Here is a 17,022-nt window from a genome sequence, read left to right on the forward strand (position 1 = left end):
CGTGCTGTCAAGCGGCCAGGACTATCGGGCAGTTCAAGAGCCAGTCGCTGCCTAGCTAAGCGTAGCTATCAAGATCAAGTTCTCCCACCGAGGTCTGCACCGGATAAGTAAAGATGAAAGAACAGTCAAACGGCGTACCTGAAACCTGATTGCTCAATAGGCTCTTCCACAGCCGAGGGGTTTTGGAGGACAGGTACGCGGCATATCTCATCATGGCCAGGAGACTGATCTCCACCAAAAGGCCGGATACATTGACGCAGACATTCCTTCATCCATAAACTTTTCCCTTGCATTCAGACGGCGGACCATACATTCGGCAACTTCGAGGATGAACTTTCCGAAAACCGACTTCAGCGCAAACTACACAATCGCGGAATTCGCATCGATCATTTCCTACTACCGCCTTCACTGGCTGATAGATTGATCTCATGCGAAATTGATAGAGGGCCGCGAGCACTGATAAAACCGTCTGACCACACTCCCATTTATCATTTATCGTCAAATTGCGATGACCGATGTCTTCCTTTGATGATCTAATGTGTCGTTCGATTTTAGGTTTAGGGGCCAGTTCAGTGCAGGAGCAAACTGCTGGAAATCCATCTCATTGACGGAACCTATGAGTTATTTCGTCACTATTATGCCCTGCCTTCCGTGCGCGATAGTGAAGGACTGGAGGTTGCTGCCGTACGCGGGGTGCTGACGTCGATCTTGAAATTGATTGAGGAGGGCGCCACTCATATAGGAGTCGCGACAGACCACGTCATAGAATCTTTTCGTAACCAAATGTGGCCTGGATATAAGACCGGAGCAGGAATTGAGCCCGAATTGTTGGCTCAATTTCCCCTCCTGGAAAAGGCCCTCGGCGCAATGGGGATAGTCGTATGGCCCATGGTGGAGTTCGAAGCCGACGATGCCCTGGCCGCGGCCGCATCTTTGGCCGCTAAGGATACAGGGGTGGACCGGGTCTTCATCTGCACCCCCGATAAAGATCTCTCGCAATGTGTACAAGGAACCCGAATCGTACAGCTTGATCGTCGGAAACGCCTGGTTCGTGACGAGGCCGGCGTGATCGCGAAGTTTGGGGTTTCGCCGGTCTCGATACCGGATTACCTGGCCCTGGTAGGCGATGCGGCCGACGGTTATCCCGGATTGGGCGGGTGGGGAGCTAAGTCAGCCAGTGCGGTTCTTGCGCGTTATGGCCGTCTCGAACAAATTCCGACGGATTGGCGTGAGTGGGGACTCAACCTTGCGAGTCCGAAGTCGCTCGCAGACACTCTTTCACAGAACCGGAAGTTGGCATTTCTGTTCCGCGAATTGGCCACATTGCGAACGGATATTCCTCTCTTCGCGTCGGTTGAAGAATTGAAATGGACCGGCGCATCAGCGGACTTTCCTGCTTTGGCTGCCCGCCTCGACGCTTCCGTGAAATCGAAAAGATAAACTTTACGCAGTCGCAGTTAAGTGCCCGTCTATTAATGACGGCCCATCAAGAAGTGACATCCGGAGGATTGAACGAATCCCACTGTACATAAGGCACACTATCGGAACTGCAGCCGAAGTTGCCGAAAAGCCAACCTTTCGGGCACAACGGGATTACTTCCGGTTTGCCGGTCATACGGTCAGAAGGCCGAGTTCTTCACAAATCTGATCGCCGCTTTCATAGGATGGCCAATCGAAGCAGCATAAAAACGGGGTTAGCGGCAAGTCCGCCCTCGAAGGGCAGCCAACAGCTCGAAGTTGCCGCTAACCAGACGCAGGCACTTTGGTTGCAGATTCAGTCAGAATCTGTGACTGCGAGGATGGAAAGCGCGCGAACTCGCCGATCAAACAGGATCGCGGTCCAATCCCAAGCGACGTTTGCAAACCATGGAGTCCAATCGCTGTGGCTTGAGCAGTACCACACCTCAGAGAGCCTCAAACCGAAGAGTGCCTCAGTTGTGGCTGAAGCATACATTACGATGCGGAGCACCGCCAGAGCGCGGACGTAGACAATCTACATCCAGTGCGAGTAGAGTGTCTACATCTATGAGCGAGAAGAACCAATATAGGAACCGGATTGAGCTGCTGCAGGGCACACTGGACATGCTTGTCCTTCAGACCCTGCAATGGGGGCCACAGCACGGGTATGGCATTGTCCAGGCTTTGCGTTTGCGTTCCGGGGAAGTCCTTCAGGTGGAAACGGGGTCGCTATACCCAGCTCTTCACCGATTGGAGCGCCAAGGCTGGGTGCGATCCGAATGGAAACAGTCGGAGAGCAAGCAAAGAGCCCGATACTACCGGATCACGGCCAACGGAAAGAAGCAATTGGCTTCCGATCTGAGCAAATGGGAACGGATCGTGGACGCAATTGGTTCAATCATGCATGGCAGACCGGAGGAAAGTGAGACATGAGTTGGTTCTCGAGTTTCGGTTTTGGGCGGCGCCGCGGCGAACTGCAGGAAGAGATCGATGGTCATGTGCGGATGGCGATCGCAGAACGTGTGGACCGGGGCGAGACGGAGGAGGAGGCGCGCCAAGCCGCGATTCGTGAGTTCGGGAACGTGCCCTTGATAAAGGACGTAACGTGCGAGACATGGGGATGGACTAGCTTGGAACAACTGGCACAGGATTTCCACTACGCACTGCGACAAATCCGGCGCTCGCCGATGTTCGCGGCGACGGTCGTAGGCACGTTGGGCCTCGGGATTGGCGCCCCGGTCGCAATGTTTACGATCAGCTATGGAGTGTTACTACAGCCGCTTCCATTTCCGGAAGAGCAGCAACTCTACCAACCTGTCCAATTCGACGCAAAAGATGATGAGAACATCAGCACATCGTACGACGAGATTCAGCAATGGCGCGCATCAACCCACGAAACCGCCGAGATAGCCTTCACGAGCCAGGGCCTGGGAATCCTGGATGCGCCGAGCGGTGCACTTTTGATCTCGAAAGTGGAAACGAGCCCGAATCTGTTCTCACTGCTTAGGACACAGCCCATCCTGGGCCGCGGCTTTCTTCCTGCGGAGCAGGAGAACAGCAACGCCCATGTGGTTCTGATCAGCAATGCTCTGTGGCGTCAGGAGTTCTCGACTGACCCTGCTGTTGTTGGAAAAACGGTGCACCTTAGCGGAGTTCCGTATAGCGTGATTGGCGTAATGCCGGCCCAGTTTGAATATCCAGTTTGGGACAATCGGCCAGAAGTGTGGACGCCGCTTGAGCGCAGCCCCCAGACACTAGCACGCGCGAACGACCCTTATGCAGGATACGACCCAATCCTCCGCGTAAAGAAGGATTCGCCGAAGGCGGTTGTGGAAGCTCAATTACTGAGCGCGCAGTTGCATATCGCCCAGTCAGCGAAGCCTGGAGAGATGGTTGCGACACGCGTCCGCCTCATGAACTTGCGTGACTCTCTGGTTTCGGGGGTACGACCAGCGTTGACAGCTCTTGAGATTGCGGTGGCGCTTGTCTGGTCGATTGCCTGCTTTAATGTTGCCGGACTTTTCATGGCTAGAATCGCTGAGCGACGTACGGAAATCGCTGTGCGTGGCGCATTGGGGGCTGGAAGGCTGCGCATTCTGTGCCAGTTCCTGACCGAGAGCCTCTCGCTTAGTTGTGCCGGCGCCGCGGTTGGACTTGCATTGGCCGAATTGATGCTGCAGCTGTTCCGGCACATGCTTCAAAAGACATTGCCCTTGTCCCAGAATATCCACCTAAACTGGGCCGTATGGACGATCCTGATCGCTTTCACGTTTACGACTGGACTAGTATTCGGGATCCTTCCCGCGACCGTTGCCGCGCGCTCACCGTTGGAACAGGGGCTGAAGAATGGAGGACGCAACAGCAGCGCTGACCGTACTCAGAAGAGCGTAAGCAGGCTTCTCCTAGTCGGTGAAATTGCCCTGTCAGTCGCTCTTCTTGTCGGTGCTGGTCTCATGATGCGAACCATGTATGCATTGCGACATGTGGGGCTGGGTTTTCGGGCGGACCATATTGTGCTGACTAGCCTTACGGTTCCGAGCTACGCATACAAGGGGCAGGATTTGAATTCAACAGCGTGGGAACCTTTGATTAACAGTGTGCAGCACTTACCGGGTGTGCAAACAGCCGCTCTATCCACCGTAATGCCCATAGGTCACGCCGTTGAACTCCAGACAATTGTGTATTCCACAGAATGGACGAAGGGTAACGTCGATGCGGTGGTACGGGCAGCCTCGCCCGACTTGATGCATGCGCTGGGGGTTCCAATGCGGAGTGGGCGCTTCTTTACGGCGCAAGATACTGCAGGCACAATACCTGTCACCGTCGTCAACCAAACATTTGTCAATCGTTATCTTGGCGGCGGAAATGCTTTAGGAAAACAGATAAAGTTTGGCCGTGTTCCCAGCACCGCGACCGTCGTCGGAGTTATTGAGGACATACATCAGGATTCCGTGGAGGATCCCAGCCGGCCCGAACTCTATGTGTGCCTGGCCCAGCTACGGCCCGAGAACTCCTTGTATGTTCCCTTGATTGGAAGAGTCATGGAGCTTGCGGTTCGAACGCATACTGCGCCGGGGGCGATGATTCCCGAACTTCGCCATCGCATTCGACAGGTGAACCCGAATCTTGCAGTTGGGGACTTCACGACGATGACGCAGGCGGTGCAGGATTCGCTAGACGGCCAACGGTTGGCAGCAGGGGTGACTGGTGCTTTCGGCGGCCTTGCATTGTTGATCACGATCATTGGCCTGTACGGTCTGCTGAGCTATTCCGTTACTCAGCGGACGCAAGAGATCGGAATCCGAATGGCGATGGGAGCGGATCGGAGCAGTGTGATCCAGATGATCTTGCGCCAGGCATTGGCGCTGCTTGCATTGGGCATTATTGCCGGGCTCGCGATGGCAATGTGGGGTACCCGGTTGCTGCATCGATTCCTCTACGGCGTGAGTCAAAACGATCCGTGGACCCTTGTGTTCGTGACAGGTGTGCTCCTGGTGTTTGGATTATTAGCTACGTTTTTCCCTGCGAAGCGCGCATCGACCATCGACCCAGTGCAAGCACTTCGCGCGAAGTAGTCGCCGCGAACGAACTTGAGTGCCTGTGTAAGTTGGGCGAATTGGTGGCGAACCGCTGGCGGCATACCGTCCTGCACGGCGGGCTCGCGGGTGTAAACCCAATGGGATCCTTCCGAGCAGAATGAGGCGGCAAGTCTTGGAGGAATTCGCCAACAGTATCAAGAATGGGATGAGTCCCCATCGTAAGGAGACGAGCTCTCGATCGCCTGTGTCGCGGTTATTGCGAATGATGGGCTGATTGGTCGATGGAGCGACGTTATAGTCTGCCGGAGGCAGAGGGAAATCGTCGACGTGCTTCACGTGGAATGACTCGGCGATCTTCTGTTTGTCGCTCTTTCGGTAATAGCGTCCGCACATTTGAGCCTAGTGTACTGTTCGTCGGTTAGATCAATGAAGCAGCGCTCTTATGCCCCATCGGTCATCGTCAAACTTTGCCCTTTATTCGGGTTCGACATACACACGGCTCAAAATCTCCTCTACGCTGTTGAAGTCGCTGTATCGGTCGATCCTCGTGCGTACCGAAGTACGGAGATCGGGCTCTAGATATTGAACCCACCACAAATCCTTGTAGCTATTGCAGTGGATAGACCCGATGCATCCGTGCCTCACATTTCGATGAGCTTGAGCTGTCAGCACGGCGATACACAAGCCTCACGAGCTGGAGGGTTTTGCACCTGCTAGACCAATCGCACATCTGTGAAGCCTCATTGAAAGAACATCTTTTAGTTTAGAATCTGCGCGTTCGTAAAAGCTCTCTGCTGTTGCCTGTGCTGATGCTCACGGCGCACCTCATGAATGATTAGAACGGCGGTCAGTGCGAAGATCCCGTAAGAAATGGGAAGCAAGTAGATCCACGCAACGTAGTCCTCCCAGGCGGGATACATCTGCGTTGCGTTAAGTCTTCTCGCTGTTTGGAGCCCGTGGAGATGGGCTTCGCCTTCTTCAGTTCGCCAGATATGCCTCACAAAAGAATCACGGCTCATCGATGAAGTAGGATCGCCGTGCTCGACGTGGACCAACTCATGCGAGAGAGCCACTGCGCGGCCTTCGGGTGTAGTGAGTCGGTCCGTGTTGAGGAAAATAGTTTTGGTCCCAACAGGATTGTTGGAGCTCAGTCTTCCAAAACATCGGTTTGAGGTCGCGCCATCCAGTGGTGTCACGGTAACGCCCGCACTACGGAAGTACACAACCGCTTGCGGATCGGCCTGAGCCAGTAGATTTAGCTCTGTCGTGAGAGGGTCGGCCCCGACCGTAGGGTCTGAAAGAGCCATGCAAGGAAGACCGAGGGCCTTGGCCTCGCGCTCTGCTGTCGTTCGCTCGCTCATTTGGTTGATATCGACCAGTAATGCGATGAACGCAACTGGAACCATGGTGAACGCGAGAATCCGAGCGAATCGCGCCTGTCGCCGGGTCGTTCTCATGGCTAAGCAGTGCGCTTAAATGGGGACTCCTGCGAGCTACAGCATCCCGCATCAGCATCGGCCCAGCCAGCTCGCCAGCCAGGTGTCGCCCCGAGGCACTGGGGTTCGCCGGAAAGGCGTGCAAGATAGCCCGCGTCAAATTCGGAAGAATCGAAAGGAACAGCGTTGTCATTGAGTGGCGAGAAACGGGTTATATCCATGGGACCTCCCTGTCTATGACTGCGCATCAGAAACGAGCTTGTAGCGTGATCAGTTACAACGGTGACTGGGCAGTTTCAGCGCTTAGCCAACTCGACCTCAAGCCGTGTGTTCTTTGGGAAAGTGACCTCGTGCCCCTTTGCGATCCAGCGTTTGTAAATGGATTTGCTTAGTGCGAAGTACGCGAAGCCCTGGGCTAAGCCTCGGTTCGAGGCGGCCATCGTGACGACGCGAGCGACCAACCCAAAGCCGTTGCTGACCACACCATTCTTGAATACGTCGCTTGCCTCATCTCCGTCCATTGAAGCCGCAGCCAGTACGCCCAGCGCCAGCGGCGCCAGATACTTGTTCTTATCTGAGCCAGCTTTTGCGCCACCCTCCGAGTCAACGGAAACGCCCTGTCCTGGGGCGGCCTCGGCGGCGGTCATTAGGCCATGCACGGCGTGCTCCGTTGTCTGTTCCTCGAACCCTGCCGGCAACTCAATGCTGCGAAAGGCGAAACGCAATTTGCCATTTCGAGCAAACCAGCGCGCAGGTTTTGCCTGGAGTACTGAGCCAGTCAGGTGCGTGCCTTCTGGCAGCACTATCTCTTTCTGCGTGGGATCGAGCAGCGGTCTGGTCAGAACGGCATTCACCGAAGCACCCTGCCTCACGGTCCCCGAGCCTAGATCTTGGGTCAGCCGCGCCTCAATGATGCCTGTGGGCGGTTCATCTCCCAACGGTTGAAGAGGCAGGGGCATGGGAGCATCTTGTTGTGGGATGAAGAGTGGCTGTGTCAGATCGGCATCGTACTGGGTACCCGACCAAATGACCTGCGGGTGATAGGGAAGCTGCGCATAGAGGAATCTACGCACGCGGTCTGCTTTGCCTGGTTTGGTCACAGTATCGAGTGTGTCCTGCTTACGCTGCTTGATCTGTTCCGTTACTTGATCCTTGATTGAGGGTCGCTTACCTGGAGACCGCATGCGTACCACAGACGCGTCGCGCTGTACGGCGTGTGTGGCGATCTCGGTGACGTTGCCATTGGGCAAAACCAGATGGTCAAATTGCACTTCTGGAGTCGCTAACGGAGTGAAGTCACCGTTCAGCAGCGCATCGGTACGGGTGCCTTTGCTGACAGAGTGTGTTGCGGCGATCGTGCCAGAGACGTGAGTGTTGACCGGAATCACCTGGTGATCGACAAGATACACGGGCGCGATCAGATGCCCTTCCAGATGCGTACCCGTCTTCATCGGATAGCGATGGTCGATCTGTACGCGCAACGGTACCCCCGCAGGGATGGTAGCCACCTGAGCGAAGGTCATTGTGGATGCGCCTACGACAAGGGCGCACAGGACTGTCGTGCGCGGATTGAAGGGCTGATACTGGCGTTGTTTCAGCAGGCGGAGCAAACGGCTTTGGCTCATATCTATCCTCAGAATTCGTAGTCAAGCGAGAACTGAATCTGTCTTGGAACGGCAGTCTCGGTTGGAGTCGAGAAACTCGGGACTGGAGAAATTCCATTCCCGAAGAACGTATTCAGTTGGGTCACATTGGTGTGGTTGAGCAGATTGAACGACTCGGCGACGATATCGAGCTTGCCGCGCCCTATGCCGATGGCTTTGAGAACGCGCAGGTCGAGATCGACATTTGCAGGGGTCCTCAAGCTGTTGCGCCCGAGAGCCAGTGGGCGCGCCGTGAACGGATAGACATGCGAGAGATTCGAGTCAAGTCCCGTCAACGGGTTCGCCGGTCGCCCGCTATCAATGCTCAAGATCGGAGCAACTTCAATGTTGGAGAAGGCGCGGATGAATGGGGTTGTGCTGGGACCGGCTGCGCCCGCATCGTCAGCATCGCCTATGGGGATATCCCAAAGCGCGCTCATCACGAACCGGTGGCGCTGATCGTTGAGCGATACGGCTCGTTCCGCTGTCAGCCGATAGGGGTTCTGTGGTTGCTCATTGAAGTCTGAGGCGTTGTCGAGAGTCTTCGAGTAGGTATAGCTCGCCAACAATTCAAACTCCTGGGCCATACGGCGATTCAGCGCGAATGTAAGCCCGTGATAGGTTGAATTCGCCGTGCTTTGTGACTGATTGACTCGATCAAAGCGCGAATCGATGCGGTCTGGACCAAAGACAGGCCGGCCTAGCTGTTGAGGCGTCGGGGCAGCCACTCCCAAACTCGGGGCGTTGGACGCGGTCAAGACCGTCGGTGGCGACAGATTCACATTCACTGTTCGGGTCAGCTTGATCCCGCGCACAAAGCTGTAGGCCGCGCTTACGCTTAGATTCTCGGCAAGAGAGCGCTCCAAGCTGAGATTCGCAACCTCGCTATAGCTATTCGCCAGATTGGGTTGAGCTGTGTTGATGGATGGTTCTACTCCATCAACAGGTTCTGTGAAGCGCAACCCTGTTTGATAGAGAGATTGAGCACGCTGTCCTTCGACAACCTGAGCAAGTGCCTGTGTGCCATTCTTTAGTAGAACATCGTTGATTGTTGCAAGAGGATAGCGGTCGTAGAATTTGCCGAACCCGGAACGCATAACCCAGTTGTTTGCCGGACGAAAAGCGATGGCGATACGGGGACTCAGGTTATTGGTGTCTTGATTAAATGCGGCGGGGAGGTGTGTGAAATCGTAGCGCAATCCGTAGTCCACTGTCAGGCGTGGACTTGGAGACCAGTGGTCCTGCGCAAATGCCGCGTATCGTGTCACAGGAAAGTTTGTATCCTGGTTCCCGAAGGCCTGCTCGAAGTAATCCGGTGCTCCAGCAGCTAGCTTTTGCAGGGAAGAGAAAACATACAGCCCGCCAAAGCCGTCTCCAATTGCAGCGCGTTCATGAATTCGATTGATCGAAGCCCCAGTCTTGAACAGATGATTGCCGCGCTCGATTGAGTAATCGTCACTTCCTTCATAGTGGTTCTCATGGCGTGTTCCGTTACCATCAAACGGCCTGCCCAACTTAACCACTCCGGGCACTTCGATGCCCGGTCCAGATGAATCTCCTGTCCGCAGCGTTGCCCTGCGTGCTGCGATCTGGAAACGGAAGTGATTCACGGATCGTGCATTGAGCACACTGGACAGTCCGCCAATCAGCGCATTGTCCGAGGTGAAGCTGCTGCCCCGCGAACTGGAATCCACCAAATCCGCTGTGTTGAACGCTCCGTTGATTTCACGGTTGTTCATGAAGGCGTAGCGCAACATCAGGGAGTTTTTGGAATTGATCTGCTGATCGAAGCGTTGTGAAAACTCGGTCTCCTCGCGCCCTGTGGGGAAGAATCCGTTTGCGATCTGAAATCCACGCTTGGGGCCCTGGTTAGCTAACGCCGTATTCACTACGGCAACCGTCGAATCACTCAGATCGGGAGCATCCTCACCTCGAGCATGTTCCTGCTCGAAGGAACTGTGGTAGAAGGTCCGGTCTTTGCGGATCGGACCGCCTACTGAAAGACCGACGCGTTCGCGATTCAGGTCGGGCTTTGCCTGAGGAGCCTGGAGTTGCGGTTTGGCGTCTGTGGCGCCATTTTGAACGAAGATGAAGGCGTCGCCATGGATGGTGTTGGCACCGGCACGAGTGACGACAGCAATCGAACCTCCTGCAGCTCCACCGGACTCGGCAACAAAACCGTGGTTGACGACCTGGAACTCTTGTACATCCTCGAGCGAAATCTCCGTGCGATTGCTGCCGGTGAACTCGTCGTTGTTGCTTGCGCCATCAATGAAGATCGCATTGCTGCGTGGTCGCAGGCCGCCAAAGCTGAAACCGCTGCCGGAAAGAGAGGGCGTGTTCTGAGACGAAGCTGCATTGGACGCAGAGACCCCAGGGGCCAGAAGAATGAAGTTGAGGAAGTTCCGGCCCTGGACGGGCGATTCTTCGATGCGCTCCTTGTCGATCACTGTTGCTGTCGAGGTCCTCTTTGACTCGAGAATCGACGCGTCCGCATTTACGGTGACTTCCTGTGTGGAGGATGCTGGCTTGAGGATGACATCGAGTTGGGCAACGCCCCCGACCGTGACTGTCACTGCCGGGTGGACCGTGTCAGCGAATCCCTCCCTGTGTACACGGACACTGTAGATTCCATCGCGCAGGCCATGAAAGGTAAAGCGGCCTGCATCGTCCGAGACCGCGGTCCGCTGTTGATTCGTGGCTGCATCTGTGGCGGTGACGGCAGCCTGCGGCACAACAGCACCGGTGTTATCGGAAATCGTCCCGGTGAATTCGCCGGTGACGCGCGAACTCTGCGCGATCAATGGAGTGGAAAGAAACAAGACGATTGCAAGCTGCATCAAGGCAGCAAGGACACTTTGGCCTTTGAACACGAAACGCCTCTTCTTGTAAGTGCAGGAAACAGTCGGACGGAGGCACACTTAGACCTGCTGCCGCCGCCAAATCCGGCAACTCAAAAGAAGAGAATCAAATGCGGAGAGGAATTAGGGGAGGCGGGCTCACGTCTGGTTCAAAGCGAGGGCGTTCCCAGGAAACAAATGCCGTGCGGATCTCAGATGAGCGGACCTGTCTGCCAATTTTTGCCAGCGTTGGGACGTAACGAAGCGCGCGAGCAACCACTAGAGCCACGCCCAATCCAACGAACCAGGCGGTGACATGGATCTCTGTGTCCGAATCCGGTCCGAGGTTCTTGTTGTCCCAGCGGTCAAAGGTCTCAAGCAACGGCGTCAAGGTAGCCGCTGCCAAGATGATGGCCACTACGATTTGGAATAGACGGCCCGACATCTGCTGTTTAACAGCTTAGTCATACCGCATATGTTCTGCAAACCATCAGGATTCCCATTAGCTTTCAGTCGGAACAAATCGACCCGACACAACGTTTTGCCTGTCATGCTTAGCGTACTATTTCTGACGTTTGGTGTGGTGACCCCTTAATAATGGTTTGCACTCATTCGGCCCTCCAGTCGTTTAGCCGAGCGAGAGCCGCGACTCGGTGTGCGGGTTGTGGCATCCTCTTACCACGACGTGAGCCCAGCGATGTCGGATTTCGCAGTAGAAACCAAGGCTTCGCGCTAAGATCTAGCACCGGTCCAAGCGCCTGTGCAAGGCCTAGCGGCATGACCGCCAGGCTGCGGTGAGCGAAGCACCGTGTGGAGGATGCAGGCATACGATAGCCGCAAGACTTTGTCAGTCCACGAACTGCGTTCAAGGCCGCTCTACGCAGTCGGACCAGGAGGTCTCGGGCACGGATCAACGTGAGTGCTTCCTGTTGCTCAACCGCGCGATGTGCAATCGGTCGCGGGATGTTCGGATCGAGCCGCGCGTAACGGGCTCGCACTTGCGATCGCTGTGGGAGATAGCCCAAGCTCCTGTAGTTGCTTCGCTGATCCAGATCGAGTGAACTCCCGCTTCCATGGCCACGCGTGCTGGAGGCACATCGTGAACTCGAGTCGCTCTGCAATTGGTATCAGCCGGCCTTAGCGGCACCTGTGAGCATTGGTGGAGAGCGTCTACGCAGCCAACAGCCGCCAATTATATCGAACCTTAAGTCAGCCTGAAGACGAGTTTACAGGACTATCGCAGGATTTTGATCCGATTGTAAAACTGAGTCCCTAGGCTTGCGAAAGTTCTAGAGCGCTCCTTATCGATCAAGCAAGTGCGGGGAAAGACGGGAGCGCCTTCCCATCATTCATCTCAAAGAAAGACAACAACGGGAGCAGCAGATGTCTCTGAAGGTCTTTGCGAAGCAGTTCGTGGTGGCTGTGTGTTTATTTTCAACGGTAGCGGTGCCAGGATGGACCCAGACGGGTAAGGGAGCATTAACGGGTACAGTGACCGATGCGCAGGATCGGGCACTACAGGGAGCGCAAATCGTAATCGATCCGGGCGGATCTTCGGCGCTTTCGAACGTGCAGGGACAATTCACGTTGAATGCGCTGAACGCAGGCGATTATGAGGTGAAGATATCCTACGCAGGGTTCGCAACGCTCACAGAGAAGGTGACGGTAGCGGCGGGCCAGTCGACGCGGCTCGATGCGTCGCTGAGCGTGGCTTCGACCAGCGAGAATGTGCAGGTGTACGCCGGGCGCGAGGGCGGCGAGATCGAGGCGATCAACCGGACGTTCCATGCGGACAACATCATCAACGTGCTGCCTTCGGACGTGATCAAAAGCCTGCCGAATGCGAACGTAGCCGATGCGATCGGACGGCTGCCGAGCGTGACGCTGGAGCGCGACGAGGGCGAGGGAAAGTATGTGCAGGTGCGCGGCACAGAGCCCCGCCTGACAAACACCACCATCGATGGCGTGAATATTGCTTCGGCGGAGACGGTGCGTCAGGTGAAACTGGATATCATTCCGGCGGACCTGGTGGAGTCGGTCCAGATCAACAAGACGCTCGAGGCGAACATGCCGGGCGATGGCATCGGCGGGTCGGTGGATCTGCGGACGAAGAGCGCGGGCGACAGGCCGACGGTGGCGCTGGAGTCGACGGGCGGATACACGCCGATTATTGGAGGAAGGACGGCGTACCAGTTCGATGGGACGCTGGGCAAGCGGTTCCTGGAGGGAAAGAAGCTGGGGCTGTTGTTTGGCGGATCGTACGACTGGAATGGCCGCGGCATCAACGATGTGGAGCCAGGGCCGGTACAGCTTGGCGGATATGACATGAGGGACTACCAGTACTATCGCGACAGAACGGGTTTTGCGGGTGGTGCGGACTACCGGTTCAGCGACACGTCGAACATTTATCTGAAGGGGCTCTACTCGCTGTTTCACAACTTTGGAAATCGCTGGGACTACAACCTGGCGACTACGTTCACGCAGGCGGGGCAGCCTGATGGGACCGGCTCGGTCGCATTCGGCGCGGAGATTCGCCGGCCGATTCAGGATCTGGGAAGCCTGCAAGTGGGCGGCCGGCACCTGATCTCGCGCTCGCTGCTGTCGTGGGATATGGAGACCTCGGTTGGAAGGACGCGGGACAAGGGGTATTCGGACGCGAAGTTCAATCCGGGAGACAACTCGGTTCTGAACGGATCGGTGCAGTTTGGGCTGGATAACACGAATCCGTTGACCCCGAAGCTGGTCGCGCCGGCGGGCGTGAATATGTTCGACCCGACGCAGTATTTCTATGCAGGCGAGCGCGTCAACAACTACTACAGCCCGGAGGTCGACCTCGGGTTTGGAGCGGCGCTGACGACGAGCTATACGGCCGGCGGCCATGCGGGAATGATTGAGTTTGGCGGGCGTTTCCGCAATCTGCACAAGTTCGCCAACCAGGACCAGAGCGCTACGGTTCCGCTTGCGACAGCGAATGATCCTTCGCTGTCGATGACGAGGTTCCTGGGCAGCTTCACGGATCCGGGCTACTACAACAACACCTACCAGTTCGGTCCGACGGTGAACTACGACACGGTGAAGGCGTTCACGGCGGTTGGGCCTGATCCGAAGCACCCGAACATCCAGACGAACAACTTCAATCTGATCGAGAAGGTTTCGGCTGGGTATGTGATGAACACGATCGACCTGAACCGTTTCCGCATCGTGGCTGGCCTGCGCTTTGAGAACACGAGCGTGAGCGACAACGGCAACACGGTTCCAGATGCGCCGCCGGTGGCGAAGAACGGATCGTACCTGGATGTGCTGCCCAGCGCCTCGGTACGGTACACGATTTCGCCTTCGAGCGGTGTGCGGCTGGTGTATGGAAGGGGGTTGTCGCGCCCGGATTTTGCGGACCTGGTCTCGTTCGCGACGGTCTCGCCGGGAGGAGTCAGGACGACGTCGAGCATCGGCAATCCCAATCTGAAGGCCGAGCATGCCGACAACGTCGATCTGCTGTATGAGCGGAGCCTCAACCCGGTCGGGCTGCTGCAGGCCGGCGTCTTCTACAAACGGCTGAGCGATCCTATTGTTCCGATCAATACGACTCTGTCGGATGGGACGATCCAGACGCAGCCGCAGAATGCTGGAAGCGCCTATGTGTACGGGTTCGAGATCTCCTTCCAGCAGCACTTCACGTATCTGCCGGGGATGCTGAACGGACTGGGACTGTCGGCGAACTACGGTTACACGGCGTCGCAGGTGACGTTCCCGAATGTGCTGAATCCGGATGGCTCGGAGAGCGGCGTCTCGCGCAGTGACAAGCCGAGCCTGCTGCGGCAGGCGCCGCACACATGGAATATCAGCCCGACGTATGACAAGCGGAACCTGTCGGTACGGCTGGGCCTGAGCTACAACGCGGCGAATATCTTCGCTTACCAGTACAACGACGGCAATGCGGGACCTATTGTGTACAGCGGCGGCGATTCCACATCGAACACGGGGTACAAGGCGTCGGGGGGAGGCATCAAAGGGCCGAACGGCGATACGTATCTGTACTCGCACTTGCAGGTGGATCTGCAGGGAACGTACAGGCTGCCGAAGGGGTTCACGGCGGTGGCGTATGCGTTGAACCTCAACAACGAGGTCTTCGGCTTCTACAACGGGAGCACGATCTATCCGATCCAGCGTGAGTATTACAAGCAGACGTTTGGAGGCGGGCTCCGCTGGTCGCCGAGCCGGGAGAGATAAGCGGCGGAATAGATTACACGCTGCTTGCCAGAATGTCTGCAAGTGCCTGTCAAGGCGAAGAATAAGATTGCAGGCGGAATAATTTTGTAATACGCAATGCTTTCTAAGTCTGTTCTAAGCATGATGCGATCAGATTGGTCTCGAACTCAACGGTGCCTCCTACGCCAAATTAGACCCCCGAGATTATCCGACAGGGCGAAACCTTAACTGAAATCGTTCCAGAAAGGAAACATATGAAGTCGATCTCAGCAATTCTCGCAGTCGCGGCCTGCATGAGCGTGCCACTGCACGCCGCCGAATATAAGGTGAAGACCCGCTATCCCATCGTCGGCACAGAAGGGTGGGACTACATCACAGTAGACAGCGGCGCAAGGCGAATCTACGTGTCACACGGTGTCCGGGTTAATGTGCTGAATGCGGATACAGGCGCCCCTGTCGGAACCATCGAAGACACGCCAGGTGTGCATGGAATCGCGATCGCGAGCCGTCAAAAGCATGGTTTTACGAGTAATGGCAAAGAGAACAAAGTTTCGATGTTCGATACGACTACGCTTGCCGTCATCAAGAAGATTGAAGTCGGACGGGGCCCCGACGGAATTTACTATGACGAAGCGTCAAACCGTGTATTTACAAATAACCACGGGTCACATGACATCACGGCGATCGATGGTTCCTCCGGCGACGTGGTTGGAACCGTTACAGTCGGAGGCGATGGCGAAGGTGCTGTGACGGGCAAAGACGGACTTGTTTACGTCGCGTTAGAAGACAAAGACGAGATTGCGGCATTCGATCCGAGGACGCTTGAAGTCAAAAGGCACCTTCCTCTTGAGAATATAAAGGCGCCGACCGGCCTAGCTGTTGATGTGAAGAACAAAAGATTGTTCGTCGGAGGTCACAGCAAGACGGTCGCGATTATAGACGCAGACAGCGGGAAGCAGATCGCCAGTTTTCCAACCGGATCGGGGACCGATGCAGCTGGATTCGATCCGAGTGCTCGACGCATCTTTGTATCGAATGGTGAAGGAAATCTCACGGTCATCCAGCAGCATTCGGCCAATGAATACGAACCCTTGGAGACGGTGACGACTCAGCCAAGTGCGAAGACGATGGCCTTTGATACAAAAACAGGCCAAGTATTTCTTTCCGCTGCGTCAGTAACTACAACTCCTGCAGTAGAAGCTGGCGCGAAACCGACGAAAACGATTCGGGAAGGCTCCTTTTGTGTTTTGGTTGTCGGACAGTAGGGAAGCGATCGCTGCTGCACGAAGGAATCATGCTAGCGCGGAGGAGGCCTAAGAGTTGTGAATGCGGGTTGAAACGCCTTCCGGACTCGTAATATTGCGGTGATAAGAAGGTGCCTATCCCAACGTGAGCTGCTATGTAGGTTGGGTCTGAGAGCCAAGCAGAGTCTGTCGAACGGGGGAAAGCGAGCTTTGATGACCAAAGAGACAGTGTTTATTCCTGGGGTTTCGCTCGCGAAGATCTTCTGTCCTGGTTGATACATTTCGAGCTTTCCTGAGAATGATGACGAACCCCAACGAGGAGCTTGTCTAAGCACGGCGCGGTAAACTGGGGATCCATGCAGTATGTTCATATCCTCGCTCTGATTGATGCTGATCTCGAACGTCTTAAAAAGGTTCGGCTACTTCTAACCACACTTGACACTTCCCCGAAGGGAACTCAGAAAAGAGCACCGAATCCTCCGGCCCGCTCAAAGACGCTCAGGACCGCCGAAAGACCAAAGCCCTCTGCGCCTGCGCGCCAGATCGATGAGCACGAGGTCTCGCAGCGCAAGACTGCAAGGCCCGCAATGAGGTTGAAGAAACCGGCGGTGAGCAACCTGGGTGCTGCTAGTCTCGCGAAAGCCCCAGCACCCGCG

Annotated in this window: 10 protein-coding genes; 5 read left to right on the forward strand and 5 right to left on the reverse strand. The window is 56.0% G+C overall.

Annotated elements, in window-relative coordinates; genetic code table 11:
- Window positions 1–603 precede the first annotated feature (603 nt).
- The 3 genes from Q363_RS24150 (at window position 604) to Q363_RS24160 (ending at window position 5,033) form a co-directional block, all read left to right on the forward strand.
- Window positions 604–1,440 (forward strand): 5'-3' exonuclease, encoded by an 837-nt coding sequence (locus Q363_RS24150; RefSeq protein WP_281176069.1) that lies wholly within the window; start codon window positions 604–606, stop codon window positions 1,438–1,440.
- A 585-nt stretch (window positions 1,441–2,025) separates the two neighbouring features.
- Window positions 2,026–2,391 carry a PadR family transcriptional regulator gene (locus tag Q363_RS24155; RefSeq protein ID WP_035355866.1) on the forward strand — a complete coding sequence of 122 codons (366 nt, stop codon included), beginning with the start codon at window positions 2,026–2,028 and terminating at the stop codon, window positions 2,389–2,391.
- Window positions 2,388–5,033, forward strand: a complete 2,646-nt coding sequence (locus Q363_RS24160) for an ABC transporter permease (protein WP_035355869.1) — start codon at window positions 2,388–2,390, stop codon at window positions 5,031–5,033. The genes Q363_RS24155 and Q363_RS24160 overlap by 4 nt, the downstream gene beginning before the upstream one ends.
- Here the strand turns inward: Q363_RS24160 and Q363_RS38980 are convergent.
- The 4 genes from Q363_RS38980 to Q363_RS24175 all read right to left on the reverse strand — a co-directional run bounded on the left by Q363_RS38980 (window position 4,965) and on the right by Q363_RS24175 (window position 10,949).
- Window positions 4,965–5,390, reverse strand: a complete 426-nt coding sequence (locus Q363_RS38980; RefSeq protein WP_084080713.1) for an SOS response-associated peptidase family protein — start codon at window positions 5,388–5,390, stop codon at window positions 4,965–4,967. The genes Q363_RS24160 and Q363_RS38980 overlap by 69 nt on opposite strands.
- A 365-nt stretch (window positions 5,391–5,755) precedes the next feature.
- A complete protein-coding gene (locus tag Q363_RS24165; RefSeq protein ID WP_157467454.1) occupies window positions 5,756–6,358 on the reverse strand; it encodes a hypothetical protein in 603 nt (200 codons plus the stop codon).
- Between the two features lie 371 nt (window positions 6,359–6,729).
- The gene (locus tag Q363_RS24170; protein ID WP_157467456.1) at window positions 6,730–8,058 is read right to left on the reverse strand and encodes a hypothetical protein; all 1,329 of its coding nucleotides are present in this window, start codon (window positions 8,056–8,058) and stop codon (window positions 6,730–6,732) included.
- An 8-nt stretch (window positions 8,059–8,066) separates the two neighbouring features.
- Window positions 8,067–10,949 (reverse strand): TonB-dependent receptor, encoded by a 2,883-nt coding sequence (locus tag Q363_RS24175; protein WP_035355879.1) that lies wholly within the window; start codon window positions 10,947–10,949, stop codon window positions 8,067–8,069.
- A gap of 1,350 nt (window positions 10,950–12,299) precedes the next feature.
- Between Q363_RS24175 and Q363_RS24185 the strand changes: the two genes are divergently transcribed.
- Window positions 12,300–15,143 carry a TonB-dependent receptor gene (locus tag Q363_RS24185; RefSeq protein WP_035355884.1) on the forward strand — a complete coding sequence of 948 codons (2,844 nt, stop codon included), beginning with the start codon at window positions 12,300–12,302 and terminating at the stop codon, window positions 15,141–15,143.
- Window positions 15,144–15,376: 233 nt separating this feature from the next.
- Window positions 15,377–16,387 carry a YncE family protein gene (locus Q363_RS24190; protein WP_035355885.1) on the forward strand — a complete coding sequence of 337 codons (1,011 nt, stop codon included), beginning with the start codon at window positions 15,377–15,379 and terminating at the stop codon, window positions 16,385–16,387.
- Between the two features lie 436 nt (window positions 16,388–16,823).
- Here Q363_RS24190 and Q363_RS43075 read toward each other — a convergent pair.
- Window positions 16,824–17,022: hypothetical protein (locus Q363_RS43075; RefSeq protein ID WP_211256326.1), on the reverse strand; the 199-nt coding region annotated here is incomplete at its 5' end.

Source organism: Edaphobacter aggregans DSM 19364, assembly GCF_000745965.1.
GTDB classification, from domain to species: domain Bacteria; phylum Acidobacteriota; class Terriglobia; order Terriglobales; family Acidobacteriaceae; genus Edaphobacter; species Edaphobacter aggregans.

Excerpts from the sequence above, each read along its gene's own strand:
- Q363_RS38980 (WP_084080713.1), bottom strand. The coding sequence starts at position 5,390 with ATGTGCGGACGCTATTACCGAAAGAGCGACAAACAGAAGATCGCCGAG.
- Q363_RS24170 (WP_157467456.1), bottom strand. The coding sequence starts at position 8,058 with ATGAGCCAAAGCCGTTTGCTCCGCCTGCTGAAACAACGCCAGTATCAG.
- Q363_RS24190 (WP_035355885.1), top strand. The coding sequence starts at position 15,377 with ATGAAGTCGATCTCAGCAATTCTCGCAGTCGCGGCCTGCATGAGCGTG.
- Q363_RS24165 (WP_157467454.1), bottom strand. The coding sequence starts at position 6,358 with ATGAGCGAGCGAACGACAGCAGAGCGCGAGGCCAAGGCCCTCGGTCTT.
- Q363_RS24185 (WP_035355884.1), top strand. The coding sequence starts at position 12,300 with ATGTCTCTGAAGGTCTTTGCGAAGCAGTTCGTGGTGGCTGTGTGTTTA.
- Q363_RS24160 (WP_035355869.1), top strand. The coding sequence starts at position 2,388 with ATGAGTTGGTTCTCGAGTTTCGGTTTTGGGCGGCGCCGCGGCGAACTG.
- Q363_RS24155 (WP_035355866.1), top strand. The coding sequence starts at position 2,026 with ATGAGCGAGAAGAACCAATATAGGAACCGGATTGAGCTGCTGCAGGGC.